The sequence below is a fragment of the Streptococcus sp. SCPM-O-B-15304 (M98) genome, from assembly GCF_058200215.1.
In genome coordinates, this window is record NZ_JBYQGQ010000003.1 from 84,161 (window position 1) to 101,078 (window position 16,918).

General features: G+C 32.2%; 16 protein-coding genes and 2 pseudogenes. 1 reads left to right on the forward strand and 17 read right to left on the reverse strand.

Going from position 1 to position 16,918, the window contains the following annotated elements:
* Positions 1-19 precede the first annotated feature (19 nt).
* The 16 genes and pseudogenes from AC3E7H_RS02710 to AC3E7H_RS02785 all read right to left on the reverse strand — a co-directional run bounded on the left by AC3E7H_RS02710 (position 20) and on the right by AC3E7H_RS02785 (position 13,073).
* Positions 20-631 (reverse strand): condensation domain-containing protein, encoded by a 612-nt coding sequence (locus AC3E7H_RS02710; protein ID WP_070586233.1) that lies wholly within the window; start codon positions 629-631, stop codon positions 20-22.
* A 115-nt stretch (positions 632-746) separates the two neighbouring features.
* Positions 747-1,001: pseudogene (locus AC3E7H_RS02715) on the reverse strand (transposase); the annotation flags it as partial.
* A gap of 261 nt (positions 1,002-1,262) precedes the next feature.
* Positions 1,263-1,736, reverse strand: a pseudogene (locus tag AC3E7H_RS02720) (ATP-binding cassette domain-containing protein); the annotation flags it as partial.
* A 315-nt stretch (positions 1,737-2,051) separates the two neighbouring features.
* Positions 2,052-3,875: an SAG1250 family conjugative relaxase gene (locus AC3E7H_RS02725; protein WP_070586235.1), complete on the reverse strand. Its 1,824-nt coding sequence runs from the start codon at positions 3,873-3,875 to the stop codon at positions 2,052-2,054.
* Entirely contained in the window at positions 3,862-4,227 is a 366-nt protein-coding gene (locus AC3E7H_RS02730) for a MobC family plasmid mobilization relaxosome protein (RefSeq protein WP_000401233.1), read from the reverse strand. The genes AC3E7H_RS02725 and AC3E7H_RS02730 overlap by 14 nt, the downstream gene beginning before the upstream one ends.
* Before the next feature lie 4 nt (positions 4,228-4,231).
* The gene (locus AC3E7H_RS02735; protein WP_000817622.1) at positions 4,232-4,588 is read right to left on the reverse strand and encodes an SAG1252 family conjugative relaxosome accessory protein; all 357 of its coding nucleotides are present in this window, start codon (positions 4,586-4,588) and stop codon (positions 4,232-4,234) included.
* A gap of 923 nt (positions 4,589-5,511) precedes the next feature.
* Complete coding sequence (locus AC3E7H_RS02740) at positions 5,512-8,010, reverse strand: Spaf_1101 family AAA-like ATPase (RefSeq protein WP_070586236.1); 2,499 nt, start codon at positions 8,008-8,010, stop codon at positions 5,512-5,514.
* 27 nt (positions 8,011-8,037) lie between these two features.
* On the reverse strand, positions 8,038-8,799 hold the full coding sequence (gene pezT / locus AC3E7H_RS02745) for a type II toxin-antitoxin system toxin PezT (RefSeq protein WP_070586237.1): 762 nt from the start codon (positions 8,797-8,799) through the stop codon (positions 8,038-8,040).
* Positions 8,799-9,275, reverse strand: coding sequence for a type II toxin-antitoxin system antitoxin PezA (pezA, locus tag AC3E7H_RS02750; protein WP_070586238.1), 477 nt, complete (start codon positions 9,273-9,275; stop codon positions 8,799-8,801). Before pezA ends, pezT begins: the two co-directional genes overlap by 1 nt.
* Positions 9,276-9,427: 152 nt before the next feature.
* A complete protein-coding gene (locus AC3E7H_RS02755) occupies positions 9,428-9,655 on the reverse strand; it encodes a hypothetical protein (protein WP_000301903.1) in 228 nt (75 codons plus the stop codon).
* Positions 9,646-10,278, reverse strand: a complete 633-nt coding sequence (locus AC3E7H_RS02760; protein WP_000424175.1) for a DUF3990 domain-containing protein — start codon at positions 10,276-10,278, stop codon at positions 9,646-9,648. The genes AC3E7H_RS02755 and AC3E7H_RS02760 overlap by 10 nt, the downstream gene beginning before the upstream one ends.
* An 81-nt stretch (positions 10,279-10,359) precedes the next feature.
* Entirely contained in the window at positions 10,360-10,635 is a 276-nt protein-coding gene (locus tag AC3E7H_RS02765) for a hypothetical protein (RefSeq protein WP_000495441.1), read from the reverse strand.
* A 37-nt stretch (positions 10,636-10,672) separates the two neighbouring features.
* On the reverse strand, positions 10,673-11,056 hold the full coding sequence (locus AC3E7H_RS02770; protein WP_212576403.1) for a DUF5945 family protein: 384 nt from the start codon (positions 11,054-11,056) through the stop codon (positions 10,673-10,675).
* Positions 11,053-11,286: a DUF5965 family protein gene (locus AC3E7H_RS02775; RefSeq protein WP_002933293.1), complete on the reverse strand. Its 234-nt coding sequence runs from the start codon at positions 11,284-11,286 to the stop codon at positions 11,053-11,055. Before AC3E7H_RS02775 ends, AC3E7H_RS02770 begins: the two co-directional genes overlap by 4 nt.
* A 50-nt stretch (positions 11,287-11,336) precedes the next feature.
* On the reverse strand, positions 11,337-12,422 hold the full coding sequence (locus AC3E7H_RS02780; RefSeq protein ID WP_490676063.1) for a DNA primase: 1,086 nt from the start codon (positions 12,420-12,422) through the stop codon (positions 11,337-11,339).
* Between the two features lie 9 nt (positions 12,423-12,431).
* Complete coding sequence (locus AC3E7H_RS02785) at positions 12,432-13,073, reverse strand: peptidylprolyl isomerase (protein ID WP_490676064.1); 642 nt, start codon at positions 13,071-13,073, stop codon at positions 12,432-12,434.
* Between the two features lie 1,168 nt (positions 13,074-14,241).
* On the opposite strand from AC3E7H_RS02785, the gene AC3E7H_RS02790 reads away from it, so the two are divergent.
* Positions 14,242-15,105, forward strand: coding sequence for a helix-turn-helix domain-containing protein (locus AC3E7H_RS02790; RefSeq protein ID WP_485745428.1), 864 nt, complete (start codon positions 14,242-14,244; stop codon positions 15,103-15,105).
* A 9-nt stretch (positions 15,106-15,114) separates the two neighbouring features.
* On the opposite strand, the gene AC3E7H_RS02795 is transcribed toward AC3E7H_RS02790, so the two are convergent.
* A complete protein-coding gene (locus AC3E7H_RS02795) occupies positions 15,115-16,698 on the reverse strand; it encodes an ATP-binding cassette domain-containing protein (RefSeq protein WP_490676065.1) in 1,584 nt (527 codons plus the stop codon).
* Positions 16,699-16,918 lie beyond the last annotated feature (220 nt).

Here is a 16,918-nt window from a genome sequence, read left to right on the forward strand (position 1 = left end):
AATATCCCTCCCATGATATTCAAGATAAAAAATTCTCAAATTCTTGTTTGACTAGTTTACAAAACTCTTCCATGAATTCTAGTGAATAGTGTTGTGAGTCGCTAGTAATACTAATTTCAAATGCATTGTCTGTCTTTTCAAGAAGTACCATAAAAATTGATTTTTGATAATTATTATCCGATATCATGTTATTAATTGAATAATTAGTTCTTTTTAAAACTTTCCATGAAGTATCTGCAAAAGAGTCACCCAAATAATTAAATAATATATCTGGGCAAGCAACCTTTGATAAAGATTTTTTCACCTTGCTATACATGAGGCCATTATTTGGAACTGCTAACATTCTTCTTTCAATTTCATCACATTGAGCAACAAAATCTCTTTTTACATCAAAATTTATTGGATATTCTGAAGTAAACCACCCAACTACATCAATAACATTTTCTAAAAAGTCTTTAAACATTCGTCCATGCCCTTCTAACATAACTTGAATATTATTTTTTTGAGATATCATTGCAAAACATCGTACAATTAGTGATAAAAGAAAACGCTCAACTTTTAAATTACTTTGAATCACTTTTAAATTATCTTGTGAAAATTCTAGCTTTAAATAGTTTTTTTGTATTTTCAAACATTTTACATCTTTTTTTCAATCTTTACAAGCTTTTTCTAGTATGAAGCACCCATGTTTCTCTGATTACCCCTATTTTTTTAAAAGATAAATTGCAAGAATAAGTGCAACATTTTTACCACTTATTTGAAAGTACCTCGAAGGGTGTTCTGTAACCTAAACATTTGCGTGGTAGATGGTTGATATGAAACAGTGCTGAGAACAAGTCTTCATCACTAAAGCTTGTTAAATCAGCCTTCTTAGGGGAATATTCTCTGAGTAAACCATTGGAGGTTTCGTTATTTCCCCTTTGCCAAGAAGCATAGGTATCCTCAAAGTAAAAATCAATACCAAGATCTTCTATCAAAGGGTAACAAGAGAATTCCTTTCCATTACAGAAATTTCATCACTACTATGGCTTCGGCTGAGAGCCTGCCCCAGCCATTGTTATTCAACGAAGAATAAGTTGATAACAACAATAGGCGAGGGTACTTCTTATGATTAGTTGTTACTACGTCTTATTTACTCCCATGAGACCTCACGGGATAAGTCGTACAAAGAAAAAAAGCAACGATTTTACGCTGCTTTTTACATCATGGATATTGATTAGCTATCAAAAAAATAAAATGGTTCACCTATTTAGTTTACTAAATCAACCTTCAAAGTAATCCTCTAGAAGCAAGTTATTATTTAGAATGCATAACTTTTTAAAATGTAATCTTTCTTGAAAATATGTGTCATGACAAACCAAAAGTATCGAACCTGGATAACTTAATAAGAATTTTTCTAGTGCATTAAGTGAGGTAATATCAAGAAAGTTTGTTGGTTCATCTAAAATAAGAAAATTTGAATCGCTCAGAAGGACTGATGCAAGTTGGCCTTTAACTTGCTCACCCCCAGAGAGCTTGCCAAACGGAACAAATATTTTATCAAATTTTAAATCTAGCATTGCAAGAAAGTTTATAATTAATTGTTTATTATGACTACTTGTTTCATATATATTATCAAAGAGTGTTTTATCTTGGTCTAGTGTATTTAATTCTTGACTATAATACCCAATTTTTAAACCTTTTGAAAAATATCCATCTATTTCTTGATTTACTATACTTTTTAATAATGTAGTCTTTCCAGATTTATTTCTCCACCTGCTCCAGTTTGATAGTTGAAGTCAGGTTCATCTTGGCAAAGAGATTGAAAAGAAAAATGATAAATAAGAGTAAACGATAAGATAAAACCATTGAGCAGTTGAATTTATCCAACAAATCAATAAAAAAACTAGTAAGGAAATAAGTGAATAAATATAAGGAGATATTTGCTCAAAATGATGATTTTTTTGTATCGTATGTGATAACTAAATCTACGACTGATGCAATAAAAATTATCATAATTCCAAATATGTTTTATAAAAGATACACATTTTATATAATGGTTGTCTGGGTTCCTATTTTTGAAAACATATCCCTTCTTCTTTTGAAATTTTCTTACTCAAACGATTGATAAACTTATTCACTTTAAATACGATATTCTCATATCTATTGCTCTCTAATTCTATCTGGATACCTAACTCATTCAATTCCTTCTCAACAACATCAATGCCAATTTTATCAGTTATATTCAATTTTGAAAGATTCAATTTCATTTTTTGCTTATTTTCAACTGAAGCCAGTAAATATTCTGCTACTTGATTTAAGGTTGTCACTCGTTCTTGCAAAGCATTGATTCTCAATTCTGAAGCTGCCAATTCATGAATTAAATCATCTTTAATTGTAATATAAGAGTGCTTATCCATATCCAGCTCAAGTAAAGTATACACTTCCTCAATCTTCTCTTTAATCATATCGACTGTCGTTTTTCTGCGGAATGGAATCGTTTGATTTTCAGAGCTGAACTGTCTAATCAAGGTTCGACCTTTCATGTAGCGATTCTTCTCAGGATCGTCTTTATGATAGACATAGTAGGAGCTAGTTTCTCTAATAAAAACTTTCACCTTCTCCTCTTCAATATCGAGCTGCATATTCGGCACAAAGATAAGCCCCTCCTGACGAATACCAAACTTGACCTTGATGTAAATACCATCATCTACTACTTTTTCAATTTGATTGAGTGACAACTCTACCTCAAACTCATGAACGGCATCTCTGTTGCTCTTGAACTCTTGATAGGATTCCCAGAACTTCTCATCTCTTGGGAGTTCTTTTTCTTTGGAAAATTTTTCTTCTTGATAAAATTGAACCAAATCCTCAATTTCTGGATTTTGCCAATCTTTTCTACTCTCAAAATAATCTTGGAAAAATTCTACACCATAAAGATTTTTCTGGTCTAGTTCTGTCTCTTTCACCTCCACTCCTGCCAACTGGAAATACACATGCTTTTGTTTGGGAATGATAGTTAGATCAAAAAGTTTCGCAGTTTCAATCAAGTCATCTATATTCTCAGCCTTTGATAAGAGAAATTCCATGAGTTCTTCCATTTCCCTTTTGGCAAAGTAATTCTTAAAAAATTCTTCTGTATAAGGTTGCTTGCGATTGAGTTTATTGCCACGCACCACCTGTTTCATGGATGAGTCCGTCATAAAAAAGGTCGCATGCTTGTGGCTAAAATCCATTTCTACATGTAGTAGTGGAGCATTCTTTTTGAAATCCTCAAAGTCTCTAGAATGTTCCATCAAAAAATAGAGTCGCTGCTTGAGTTCATACTTGTGATTGGTCTTGCGATAAACTTCATACTGCTGGTGAGAATAGCGATTCTCTATAATTTTCGCCCCTGCAATTTTAGAAAATCTATCTGAAATCATTCGAAGATTTCGCTCCACTTTATAATCCCACTTAAGTTTTTTGTCAGAATTGCTGTCAACCGAGTTTATAATGATGTGATTATGCAGATGGTCTTTATCAACGTGGGTCGCAACGATAAAGCGAAACTTTCCACTAGTCAATTCTTTCATGGTCTCATAACCAATCTGATTGATTTGTTCAGGAGTGAGATTGTCCTCTGGCGAAAAGGACTGAATAATATGATGAGCATGGATTTGTCGTTGTTTCTCCTCCAGCCTATCGTGTCGAAAATCGTAAAGCGTGTCATTGTTGATAAAATTTTCATGATACATCTGCACCATTTCCTCATAGCTAGGAAAGTCCAGAAAATTCCTCATATCATAATCCGACACTAAGGTAAGATTTTTTGTTTTATCAGGATTGAGAATATACTTGATGAGCTTTCTGCGATAACTCTTTCCATGAATGGCAAAATGCTTAGTGATGACCATGGAACTCCCTCAGCTTTTGAGCTTGTATTGTAAATTCTTTCTCAACTTCTTTTATCAATTCAGCGATTCCCTTTTTCAACTCTTGCAATTCTTCGCTAGAAATCAACTGAGATTGGTTCACACTTCGAGCAATCTGATTGATGTTATTGCCAATCCTCTTCAACTCAAACACTAAGTCTTGGTAGCCATTTGTATCAATGGTGATGAAATTCATTCCAGGGTCAAGTAGGGTGCGTCTCGCATATTCAGAAAAAGATTGGCAGCTACTTTGGTCGATATTTCTATTTAGTTGGTTCAACTCAATATCAGACAAAAACACTTTCTTGAGATTGATTCGGTAACGATGTTCCATGTGTCTACCTCATATATTTGTCTTGGAAGTCTTGACTGAGAGGAATGGAGTTGCCAACTTCTTTAATCAATTCCTGTACGCAGGTTAAGAGAATAGATACATGTTCCTGGGTGACTTGACGTTCTGACTGGATCGAAATTAAAATCTCATGAACATCACGGCTGATTTGTTCTAGTTTTTGAGATTGCCAAAGGGTGAACCATATCTCTATCTGTTTTTGTAAATCAGAGGAGAGTAAACTTTTACGGAGAAAATCTGAAAAATTAGTATCTCCCTGCTCTCTCATCAAAGCTAAAATTTGCTTTTCCTCTTCATCTGTTAGGCGAAATTGTTTCCGAATATCACGCACGTCTCGTTTCATACTGCTACTTCCTTTCCAAAATACCTGTACTGACAATGTCTGCTACCGTACAATGTCCGTACACTTTTACACCAACTGATTTTCATTCTTGTAAGGCTTTGCGAGCTCAGATATTGTGTCCACAATATCCCAAAAATCATATCGCCAGCCGACCAAAACCTTCTAGTTTTGACAGCCAACGATAAGATAACTTGGTGGCTTCGCCCCCAAACCCCCAGTTTAAATTTGAGGATCGATTTTCTTTGGATGATATTAGGATAGCAAGGATTATTTGAAGAAGTTATCACAGATCGATTAGGGACTAATCTCTAGCCCCTCTCACACCACTGTGCGTACCGTTCGGCACACAGAGGGCCAACTAAGTTTTAACGAAAGCATTATTCTCACTCATCTTCTCATTTTACAATTCGTTCTATCAGTGCCGTCCTATATTTATAATCAGCTTCCATCATTTACATTTTCAGTTCACTGTCTTTTCAGGCGAGGAATTAGGATTGACAAATTTAATTAGAGAGATATTCATTTAGTTATTCACCCTTCGCTCCATTTCCATTACAGAAATTTCTTCAATACTATGGGTTCAGCTGACTCCCATGATTCGTTGTACTACGTCCTAAACGCTCACGGAATAAGCCGTACATCTTTCCTAGTTTACTCTCGTAATTTACGTATATAGGTTACGACACCTATTTGGATTTTAGAGTTCCTCATCCGATATATGGCTTCAAGTCACGATTCCGTTTATAGAGCCTTGATTCCGCTAATTCCTTCCTCTCCCCCCTACCTCACGATATTCACCCTTAGGAGTCGCTATTGGTTTCATCTGCAGCAGATATCCACAGAGGACTTGGACCTCAGATGTACACTATGCCTGTCGAACAAAGAAAAAAGTAGGCTAAATTTCTAACCTACTTTTTCTGGCTCTACTCTGATAAAGCCGTCTCATATATAGACATTTTATGCTTGAAGGAATCTTTCCCTCCCTCTAATTGATTGATGATATGATTTTTTATATATTTTTCACTAACATATCCCTGTGATTCAATCCATCCGTTAACTCCATCTGACTCCATAATAACAACTTGATCTGTCATAGAATTTGTTACAATTGTAGCATTATGTGTTGCTAAAATAATTTGACGTTGAGCTTTCACATCTCTAAACTGCTGAACTAAATGCATGTAAATATAACGATTATCTAGATTATCTTCAGGCTGATCAATAATCAATGGTCTGAAGTCTTTAGAATAATCACTATACGCTAATAAAAAATCAAGCATGGCTACAACTTTTTGTCCCAAACTTAATACACCAACTTCTTTATAGAGAATATCAAGTTGGTGTGAGGTTTCTTTGGAGTTAATATTAAATTCCAAAAATAACCTTTCATTAGCTACATGCGCTTTTAAGACTCTTTTAAACTCATTTAATAAACTACTATTTTCAATTAAAGAGTAGATACTCGTTTTTAAATGCGTAATGTTGTATTCATTAATTTCAGATTTATCTCTCCAATTATTTTCTTGTTTTGCAAAATTATCTTCAGAGATACTTTTTAAAAGCATAAAATACTTATTAGGGATATTTTGTCTTACAATGACTTTAACAAATTCTTTCATTCCTAATTCCCGATAGATAAGATATAAAACGTCTGCTACATCTTGCATACTAATTCTATAATTATCAAACGAAGAACGATTATTCTTGAAAAGATAACTTTCGAAATGCGGTTCTTCCCATCTATCAATTTGCTCATAACAAATTCTTAACTTACCAATCTGAGTTTCATTAAAATCCTCAATAATTTCGAGTATTAATTGCTTCCGCTGTTTTAAATATTCATCAAGTTCCTTTAATTTTACTTCAAACGATTCGAGTGTCTGAGTTCTTAGCCCATAGTCTGGTCTCGGTAATTTTTTATTTTTAATCATTAAATTAGAAATAAATTCTGTAATTTTTTCACCGTCAGCTGTTCTAACTAATTCATTAACAGAATATCTCCTATCAAACATTTTCTCTAAAATTCTAGTTTTATCAACTAATCTAAAATAGTTACCTTCAACTTTATAAACTTTTGTGTACTGAGACCGTGTCCATTCTTTAATAGAGTCAGAATTAAATCTATAAGAATAGCCAAACCTATTCTCTCGATTTTGCCCATAATATTGTAAAATATTATCCTTATTTTCTTGTTTGACATCTGGCAAACTAACTTCAATAATATATTCAGTTTCTTCTAAAACATAGAGTACAAAAGCATTTGCATGGTTACATAGAAATTCCAATTTGCTTTGCTTATCACAATCTTGAGAAAGTACAAATTGTAGCATATCAATTAATGTGCTTTTCCCTGTACCTCTCCCTCCAATTAAACAATTCATAGATGGTGAAAATGTTAAAAAGAAGTCTTTATCTTTTTTTAATTTATCACCTGCAAGAAAGCTTCTATTTCCCCCACGATTTTCTATATATAATCCTTTTATGTAAGACTTTTGTTTAAAGCTTGGCTCACATAAACTAACTGATACGTTATAATCAAACAATGCTTCTTGAAACATCTTGAAAGAAATTTTTCCACCTTTCAACCACAGATTGTTCTTCCCGAGTGAATCAATTTCGTGAGAATCATTATCTAATAGAAAGTTGGGCTCACAATTAAAATCTGCTAATAGTTTTTTTCTAGAACCTTCAATAGAATTTATATTTTTAACTCCAATAAATCGTGTATTTTCTTTAGAAAAAATTTTTCGTTTATATGCACCTGATAAGTGAGAACCTTTTTTCAAAATGTCATAACTATTGAAATGAGCAATATAGTTAACTATTTTTTGATTATTGAAATCCTTCATTATAGTCAGTGAATGTTGATAACTTCCATCTTTCTCACTTATAATATTTTCACTTAACCATTGATTAACCCATGACTCTTGTTCATAATCATATATACATACAATATGCAATTTATCCGCTGCACTAATTTCTACTCCATGTAAAATATGAGGATGTATATCATAATTCGGATAAGTTTGCATTATGATTGAGACTGCCTTTTGCAACTTTTTAATACCTTTGGTAGTATTATGATCAGTTACTACAACTATTTCTATTCCATTTTTTATGATTGCCTCTGCTAACATAAGAAAACTAATATATTCTTTTGAACTAGAAAAAACAATCTTATCAAAATTACTAAAAAAAATTGTCTTATCAACTTTTATTTTCTTATTTTCAAAAAATATATCATATAGTTCATCTTCAGTAATTTTTCTATATTTCGTTGCAGTCCAATCAGAAAATAGCTTATAATCATAAGAAACAGGTGTATGCAAATGAATTAAAGTTTTGTGAAAGCTACCGAATTTCTCTTTGGAATTTGTTAGTTCTTGATAAACAGACTTTATCTTGTTATTAAACCCTCTCACATCTACTCTCCTAAAAATATCAATTGTTTATTTTTCATGTAATTCATTAAGTCTCTTTTCCCCCACCTTCAACATCTCTTTCTCCACTTGATTCCATTCTCCAAATAGTAAATCATGAAGAACGGTTGCTGCTGAAGTTGTATCTTCTCCTGAATCATATACACAACTTCTATCTCGTTTGTAAATTTGAATTCTTTCAAAGATAGCTAGTTCTTCTAATTGTCGTGTATTATCAACCAGATGATTTACAATGAAATCATGATGTTCTTTTGGAGTTGCGCGTGCTTGATTTGGATTAATAGCATACAGTTCTTCGTATCGGATAAGAGTGCTCAGATAGGACAATTCGGGCTTGGTTGCGATTATGGCTAATTGTACCTCATATCCCTTACTTTTCAAGAGTTGTGCTGTTTTCTTTGGAACATCAATTGTCCGTAAAGTTCCCTCAATCAAAAGATTGTATCCCAAATGGCTCAATTCTGTTACTAAAGACTCTACCATTTTCCCTGCAAAATCTTTGGTGTATGCAACGCTATCTTTGCCATATTTTTGCTGAAGTTCTAAATAGTGTGGGTGCTGAGAACGAAAACTATCACCATCTATGATAACAATATTTCCTTGAAATTCTTTCTGTTTAATACGATGAATTGTAGTCTTACCGGCACCACTTTGCCCTCCAAGCAAAATCGCTATAGGTTGCTTACTGGACTTTTTTCCTCTTGTCAGTGAGCGAAGGTTCCGCTCTAAAGCATGTTTGAATTCACTATCGGTATAATCTTGGATTTCCATTAGGCTATCATCCGTTTTTCAGATATCTCTAACATACGTTCAATTCCATCCAAATAACCGCTATATCTCTCTATTTCATCAAAAGTTTCTACTAAATAGATATTCGTATGAATCAAGTCAGATAGATCATCACTCATTAAAATCCAAGGATTAGATTCATCATCAATGCTAATTCCCTGACTATCTTGATAACTATAGAGTCGAGATAGTAGATTAGCACCTCTTTCTTTCACAATTTCAACTTTTAAAGTCAATTCATAATCTTCAACAGGATTGAGCATTTTATCTTCTCCTACAATATCGACATAAGATACATTAAACTTCTGACAAATGATGTCTATTAATTCTGTAGAGACTGAACTAGTGCCATTTTCATAACGACTCAAACTATTTCGTGAAATACCTACAATCCGTGCAAATTCGGGTTGTGTTAAATCATGTGATTTACGTAAGGATTTAATGTTCTTTCCAATCATGGTAAACTCCTTTATTTTTATAATTCCATTATAGCATAAAAAAGCAGAACGCACCAAAATTGGTGCGTTATTTCTTATTTTTCTAACTAAACTTTACTTCTATAAAAGCCACCTAAAGAGTTATTTCTTTTTAGGTGGCTTTTCTCAAAATACTATACATTAAAATACTCTTGTTTAATTTTTGTAAGCAGATTGTTAGCAACCGAAGTTACACCAACATGCATCAGTTCAGGATCAGAATAATCTAGATTACGAGCATAGCCTTCTGCAACAGTCTGAGCAATACGCTTATCCAATTTATAATTAGAGGCTTTTAATAGTGCTTGAAATAATTCTGAACTATATAGTTTAATATTATTTTCCAATGATACTACTGCCATTTTTGTAACTCCTCTCCTGTTTTTGATTGATAAACCTTCTCTATTTTCATTATATCACAAAAAGATTGGTTGTGGATGGATAATTGTTTAAAAGAATATGGTTTTCTAAACTCAGCAAGCATTTCTTCTTTTGTAATTTCATTCTGACGAAAACGAGCTAAAGCTTGGGTTGGATTGTCATCAGTCTGAACACCATAGATAAAATCAAAATGGTGTTGTAATTCATCTGGATTTTCCCGATTTTGAACGACAAATTCAGCAAAATCTAAATCTGACTCTGACTTTTTATGTTTTGCAAAATAGTGACAATGATAGTCAGGGTTCTTAAAAATTTCTATAAAATTTGAAATACGAAATTCTACTATAATTCCTACTTCTTCTTCTGAGTCAAAAATATTATTATTAGAGCTGCTTCGATTTAATACTTCAACTTGCTTGTTAATAAATTTTCTAGCTTGTTCAAAGTCAGGCGTGATATAGAAACCAGGACCAAAATCTAGCTCACTTCCTAAATTAAATTTAACATCTATACCACTTTTTAAGGATTCTAAATGTCTCAATAATGTAGCATGAAACCACTGCGTCTGACCTAGTTGCTTTTCCTGCTTGGTAGTCAACTCCAAAATATTTACTTCCTTCTCTAGTCTATACTAAAAGTATAACACAAGACTTTATTCAAGTAAAAGAAAATTGTATAAAACTATTCACTTCCTTCCGTCTTTCCTAAATCTCTCTAAATTCTTCTCCAATTGTTCCTTATGAAGTTGATTCTTAGCTTCCTTTAATGTGTCGTCCAAAGTTTCTTCCCTATAAGTTGATTCTGTTTTTACTTGTTCTGATTCTTGATCTGGAGTGAAAATGATATCTAACAGTCGGTCTATTTTTTCAAGATCTTGGACAGACATATCAGATAGTCTATGAATCAGCTTTTTAAATACATCACTATTGTCGTGATTTTTCTTAAAAAATGTTGTAAACATCTATAACCTCTCAAAAAAAGCAGCCTATCAGGACTGCTTAGTGTAATTCCGAAATCGCATCATAAATGGACTGTAATTTCTTATTGTCTTTATTCTTTGTGTCAATCAACGTATGTAGCTCTTCAATTTTCTTTTGACTGCTTTGAATATCGCTATTGTTATCCGCAATAAGTCTTTTAAGATGTTGCTGATAACTTGTAGTGATATCTGTCTCTTTTACTGCTCTAACCTCTGTAATTTTGGGTTTAGAACTAGGATTTGATTCTGTCACAGGTGCTTGTTTTCGCTTTTGAAAAGCTGCTTCATAATTTACATCATTACCTCCTTGATGATTTCCAAATAAGGCCGCAATTTTATCTGGATCTTCTTGATTTTCTGATTTACTCTCTAATGGTTGATTAAAATTCCAATCTTTTGTCATTCACTCATTTCATCCTTTCTAAATTCAGAATCATCGAATTGTCTTTCTTTGCCAAATGCATGGTCAAGAGCTTCTTCAAAACTCATGTGACTAATGCTTTGACGCCTTTTGAACGTCGCAAACATCGCTGTCTCTAGTTGCTCTTTGTAAGCAGCGAGTTTTTCTGACTCTCTTGCTACCTTGCTTTCTTGCCTAGTGACCTTTTCTTCTAAGCGTTCAATAATGGTCATATACTATCCTCCTTCATTCTAATATTAGCTAAAACATCTTGATTTTGTTATCACAATTCTAAACATTGAGAGGTTTGTCTTACTGGTTGATTCCTCAATGTCTCTTTTGCATTCTCGATCATCAATTGTAAATCTGATTTCTTTTCTCTAAGGACATCATTCCAGTCTACTTTTTCTTTCCCAGATTCATTATCAGGGAAATCCAGGAAAACAGGAAATCCTGATTGAGATAACTTATCAGAAAAATCTTTTCCTGCATCATCACAATCTACCGCAAGTGTCAATAAATCAGGATGATTATCGAAATAGGCAGTGGTATCACGAATTGTATTGATCAAAGGCAATAACTTTGAAGATGTTACTGTATCTAAGAATTCCAACTTCTGATTTTCTTCAGCTATCAGCCGTAAAGTTTGATAAGCCACAACAGACCTTTTTAATCCCTCCATAGATACCAAACGAACATCAGATAGATTTTGTTGATGAAGTTCGTAATAGCTCATCAAGTCAATGAACGATTCACAAAAGACCAGTCTATTTGGTTTACCAATGTCAAAGGAGATTCCAACATGTCCATGGCTTCCTTTTAGAATTGTTTTTAACCTCTCTCTAGAAAGAGCGGGATTCTTATATATCCCTTGTAAGCTTGCCGCCTGCAACTTATGACGATGATCAAAGCTTTTAAACACAATAACAGGTTCAACTGTTTCATTTGTCTTCCAGCTGGCTTGTGCTATCAAACCTTGTTGTATCATCTTTTGTACGATTTCTTCTGAAATTCCTCTACATTCTGTTAAATAATATCTGGCCAGACTACAGTTAGAATCTTCTATTCTCTTTAAAGGATAATAAAATGGTCTCTCTCTCTTTTCTTGAACAGCTTTTTTTTGAAAAGGTTCTTCAGAAAGAAAGGCTAGAGCTTCTTTAAAGGAAATTCCCTTAACAAGTCGAACAAAATCAATGACATCACCTTGAATATCTCTTGAAAACCATTTAAAAGTATTGGTAGTTGAAAAAATTCGGAATGAATCGTGTTCAGGATGTTCATAGACACTGCTCGAAACTTGTTTAAAGGAGATACCTAAACGTTTGGCTACATCAAGAATTGAAATTTGCTTACATTCTTCTATTTCCATGCAATATCATCATTTTGTTGTAGTATTTGGCAGTGATGGAACAGATGAGGATTCTTCCAAAGTTTTGGGAGTGGCCTTATCCAAATCATCTAACCCAGATTTCCAAACCTGCACTTGATTGACCAATAACTTACCTGGTAGTTTCGAATAAGACAACTTAACCGTTCTGGTTTCTGTCTGATTGGTCTTTGATTGGTTGGCATTCTTTAAATCGGATACATAGGTTACATTATAAGACACCATGGCAATAGCTTGATTCGTAGTCTGATTGACAAAGATATCTGCTTTTTCAAAATGATAATCCAAAATATAGTCCTTATACACTTGGTTCATGGCATCATTTTGACTTGACAATTCTTGAGAATAAGCCGATTCAGTCATATAAGGTTGAATACGTGTATTATTTTCTCCGAGCTTTTCTTTCGTATAGTACTGAGTCAAAAATTCTTTTACAGTATCTGATGACAAAATGCTGGCTTTATCTTCTGCTTGTTTATCCTCTACAAGTTTAGCTGCAGCCAATTCAATCTCTTTACGACTTTGTTTAGCAGTAGAATGTTGACCAACAGTATATCCCATCATGAGAATAAAGCTAGTTGCAGCTACTGCTCCAACACTAATTAAGGCTTTAGTTTTGACTTTATTTAACATCTTAGACCTTCTTTCTATAAAAACTAGGTCAAGAATAACAAAAAGAACTTGTAAGTTTTATCACATCACAACGAAAGGTAATTCCTACATTTCTGGCGCAAAATCGTACAGTTCAGAGAAAAAAATTAAAACTAGCTGTCCTTGGGGTATAATAGACTTATTGGAAAAAATAAAGTGCCATACTGTACTATGCTATACTATACTATAGTTAAGAAAACTATTTACGAAAAACCATGCAACTAACTCCTGAGAACTTTAAATTATTTATTAGTGTCAAAAAGGATACCTTCCTAACAAAGATATCCTGTCTAGATACAACTTATAAAGCCAAACACTGTAAAAGAAGAGGCACAAAAACTTTAAGTCTAGAAAAACAGTTAATTCTGAACTTGCATTATTTATGCTATTAATCAACTCAACATCTTCTAGTTTTTTGATTTTGGTCTTGGACTAGCGATAGTCACTGAACATTAACATTCGTAGAATATACTCTTCATTCCTCAAGTCTATTTGACTTAGAAAACTTAAAATCAACAAGTGTCACTATAGCTATTGATGTCACAGAAAGTCCTATTTCAATGTCCTAAAAGAAACCAAAGTAAGAATTATCCTGGAAAAAGATATACACCATAAAGACACAATCATACTCGATTTAACGACACTTCGTGCCTGTCAATTAGTTTTTTGAGATGGTCATACACATGATTTTACTCTTTTTAAAGAAAGTATAGGTCAAGTTTGTCAGAGCAATTACTTGTTTTTGTTATTTAGATACTATGAATATTCATGAGATATCTTTTTTCCTTTAAAAAGTTCTAAAAAGCATGTATCGACTGTAGAGGATAAGAAGTTTAATAGAGATAGTTGTAATTCGTATTAAAATTGAGCGTTTAAATGCTAAGTTTAAAACTTTTCAATTTTTGGAATCATCAACTATGAGTTAAAATAATTTACGAACAGAGGCTTTCCAAAAAACTTGATATCATACGTTTTATTGTAGAAATATTTATTTCATTTTCTCCTAGTATTGGATTTTCCCACACTCATTAATTTTATTGATATAATCCAATAATAATGATAATATCAAATAGCAATAAAAAAATTTGATAGTATTTTTTCATAATCTGTCACGCTTTCTAATGATTTTTTATGGTAAATGGAGATAAGTATGATTTTAGGTGAAACTTATAGGAAAATAAGAGAAGAAAAGGGGATTTCTATTTCTTCATTAGCAGGTGCTGAAATTTCAAAATCTCAAATATCTAGATTTGAATTAGGAGAAACAGAGATTTCTGTCTTTAAGTTATTGTATCTTCTTGAAAGAATAGGATTAACACTAGAAGAATTTCTGCTTATCTGTAATCATTATCAACCTTCGGATTTTAATACCTTAATAGCTTCTGTTAAACAGGCCGCATATAATGAAGATACTCAAGCATTACTAGATATGGTAGAGAAAGAAATAGAACTTTTTCATGAGACAAATTCTCATTACCATAAATTAAATGCTATTTTCATCGAAAGTATTGTTTCAGGAATGGATAAGAATTATCAATTGAGTCGTCAAGACGCCTCTTATCTTACAAACTATTTATTTTCCGTTGAAAACTGGGGTTATTACGAAACGCTCATCCTTGGAAATTGCTGTCGTGTTCTATCTCCAGATTTATTATTTAGATATGCCAAAGAGGCGCTCAAAAAAGGGAAATTGTATAGTCCTATACCTAGAAATAGACAATCTCTCATTCAGCTACTTCTCAATTCTTTGATTATAATGATTGAGAACGACTTATATGAGAAATCTTTATTTTTAAAACAGGCTACGAAGAATATATTAGCGGATTCCACAGATTTTTTTGAACAAACTATTTTGCTATATTTAGATGGATATTTGGAACTGAAATTCTATCATAATCAAAAATCACTTTTAAAAATCGAAGAAGCTTTAAAAATTTTCGAACTCTTCAATAAAACAATCCACAAAAATTACAAACAATACTTTGAGAAACACATCATTCATTTAGTAGACTAGGCCATTTATCTATAAGGTAATAACGTGATCAAACTCTTCCAATATTTCTGGATTTTGATCATGAGTAATGACAATAACAATTGCATCTTTAATGGATAGAATGTAGTCCATTATTTCTTTTGCTTTTATTGGATCAAGGTTACTTGTAGGTTCGTCAAATATATAAACTGAATATGTTTTGACTAAAAACCTAGCTAAATCAATTCGTTGCTTTTCTCCTTCTGAAATGATTTTGTTTGATTGAGCTAGGTTTTTACGAAGGAAGTCTTCATTAAACCCTAAGGATTTTCTTAATTTTTCAGTTAAATGAAGGTTTCTAGCCAATTTGATATTCTCTAGAATATTGCCTTCAATAAGAAAGTCATTTTTTTGCACAAACGCAATATCTTTATATAACTCCTCTGAGGGAATATCAATATTCTGTTTTCCGTTGATTTTTATTTCTCCATCATAAAGATTTTTTGGATAATAATTTAGTATTAATTTTACTAAAGTTGTTTTCCCAGTTCCTGAAGCACCGATAATCGCATAGCGCTTGCCTTTTTTAAATTCATAGGAAAAATGATCAAATAATATTCTATTTTCAATTTCATAATATAATTGGCTAATAGAAATAGTCGAAATGTTATCACAATCAATTGTACTTGTTTTATGGAAAGTTCCATGATTTGTCTCATATAGATTTTCTTGGATATTATCAATAATGGACTTGCTACTGCTGATTAAATTTTTATTGTAAAGAATAGATTGTAATGGAGCAAAAACACCGTTTAATAATTGAATACTTGCTACGAGTAATCCAATAGTCAGTAAGTTATTCCTTACAAAAAAGATACCAGCGACCATACAGGATAGTTGAGAGCCAAAACTTAGTAAAATTCCAGTAGTTGAAGCTAAGTCTTTTAAGAATTGATATGTCTTTCTGGACTCTTCAAATTCTAAACTGATTCCCTGAATTTTTTCTTGGGTCCAGCTTTGAATATTTAATAACTTAATTTGTTCAAAACCATTAATAAAGTTTGTCATTTTTGACAAATAGTGACTATTTTGTAGGGAATAATTATTAGTTGCTTTAGTCATTAACTTTCCAGGAATTTGAGATAGAAAAATCGTTATACTCGACAATAAAAGAAAGACTAATGCTAATCGCCATTCTATATAGATAATGGCAACCACACTCATGATAAGGGTCCCTAAATTTGCAATTAGAGAGATTCTAGGAATCAATAAATTTTCTTGAATAAGGTCACTATTTTTGGTGATATTATTTAAGAAATCTGAATGGTTACGGTTGTCAATTTGGTTAAATTCACGCGATAAATAATGTAATAAGAGACCCTTTTTTAGATCTATAATAACTTTTTTTACATATTGGTTTTTAAGATAGGAATAAGAACAAGAGATAAAGAACCACAGTAAAATTAAACTTACACAAATAGTGATATGAAAGAGTAATCCACTATTTGAATTAGTTATACTATCAAGTATTCTTCCTAATTGAAGAGAGAAGAATGTCATTAAAACAGCACTTGTCAAGCTTAATAAAATAATCAAGAAATATAGAAATTTATATTGTTTCATAATCTGGTTCATATCTTACTCCTTAAGTAACTCTGATGAGAATATTATAATCCAAATATGAAAATCAGAAATAAACTTCCCGCATTTGGGACGCAATGAATAGTTTACACTAAATATAAAAAAATTATAAAATAATTATTTTTTAAAATAAGAGGAGAACTCATATTTTTATTGAACAATGAATATATCACACTAAACCAGATAGAATATACAAGTTAATTTGTACCGAAAT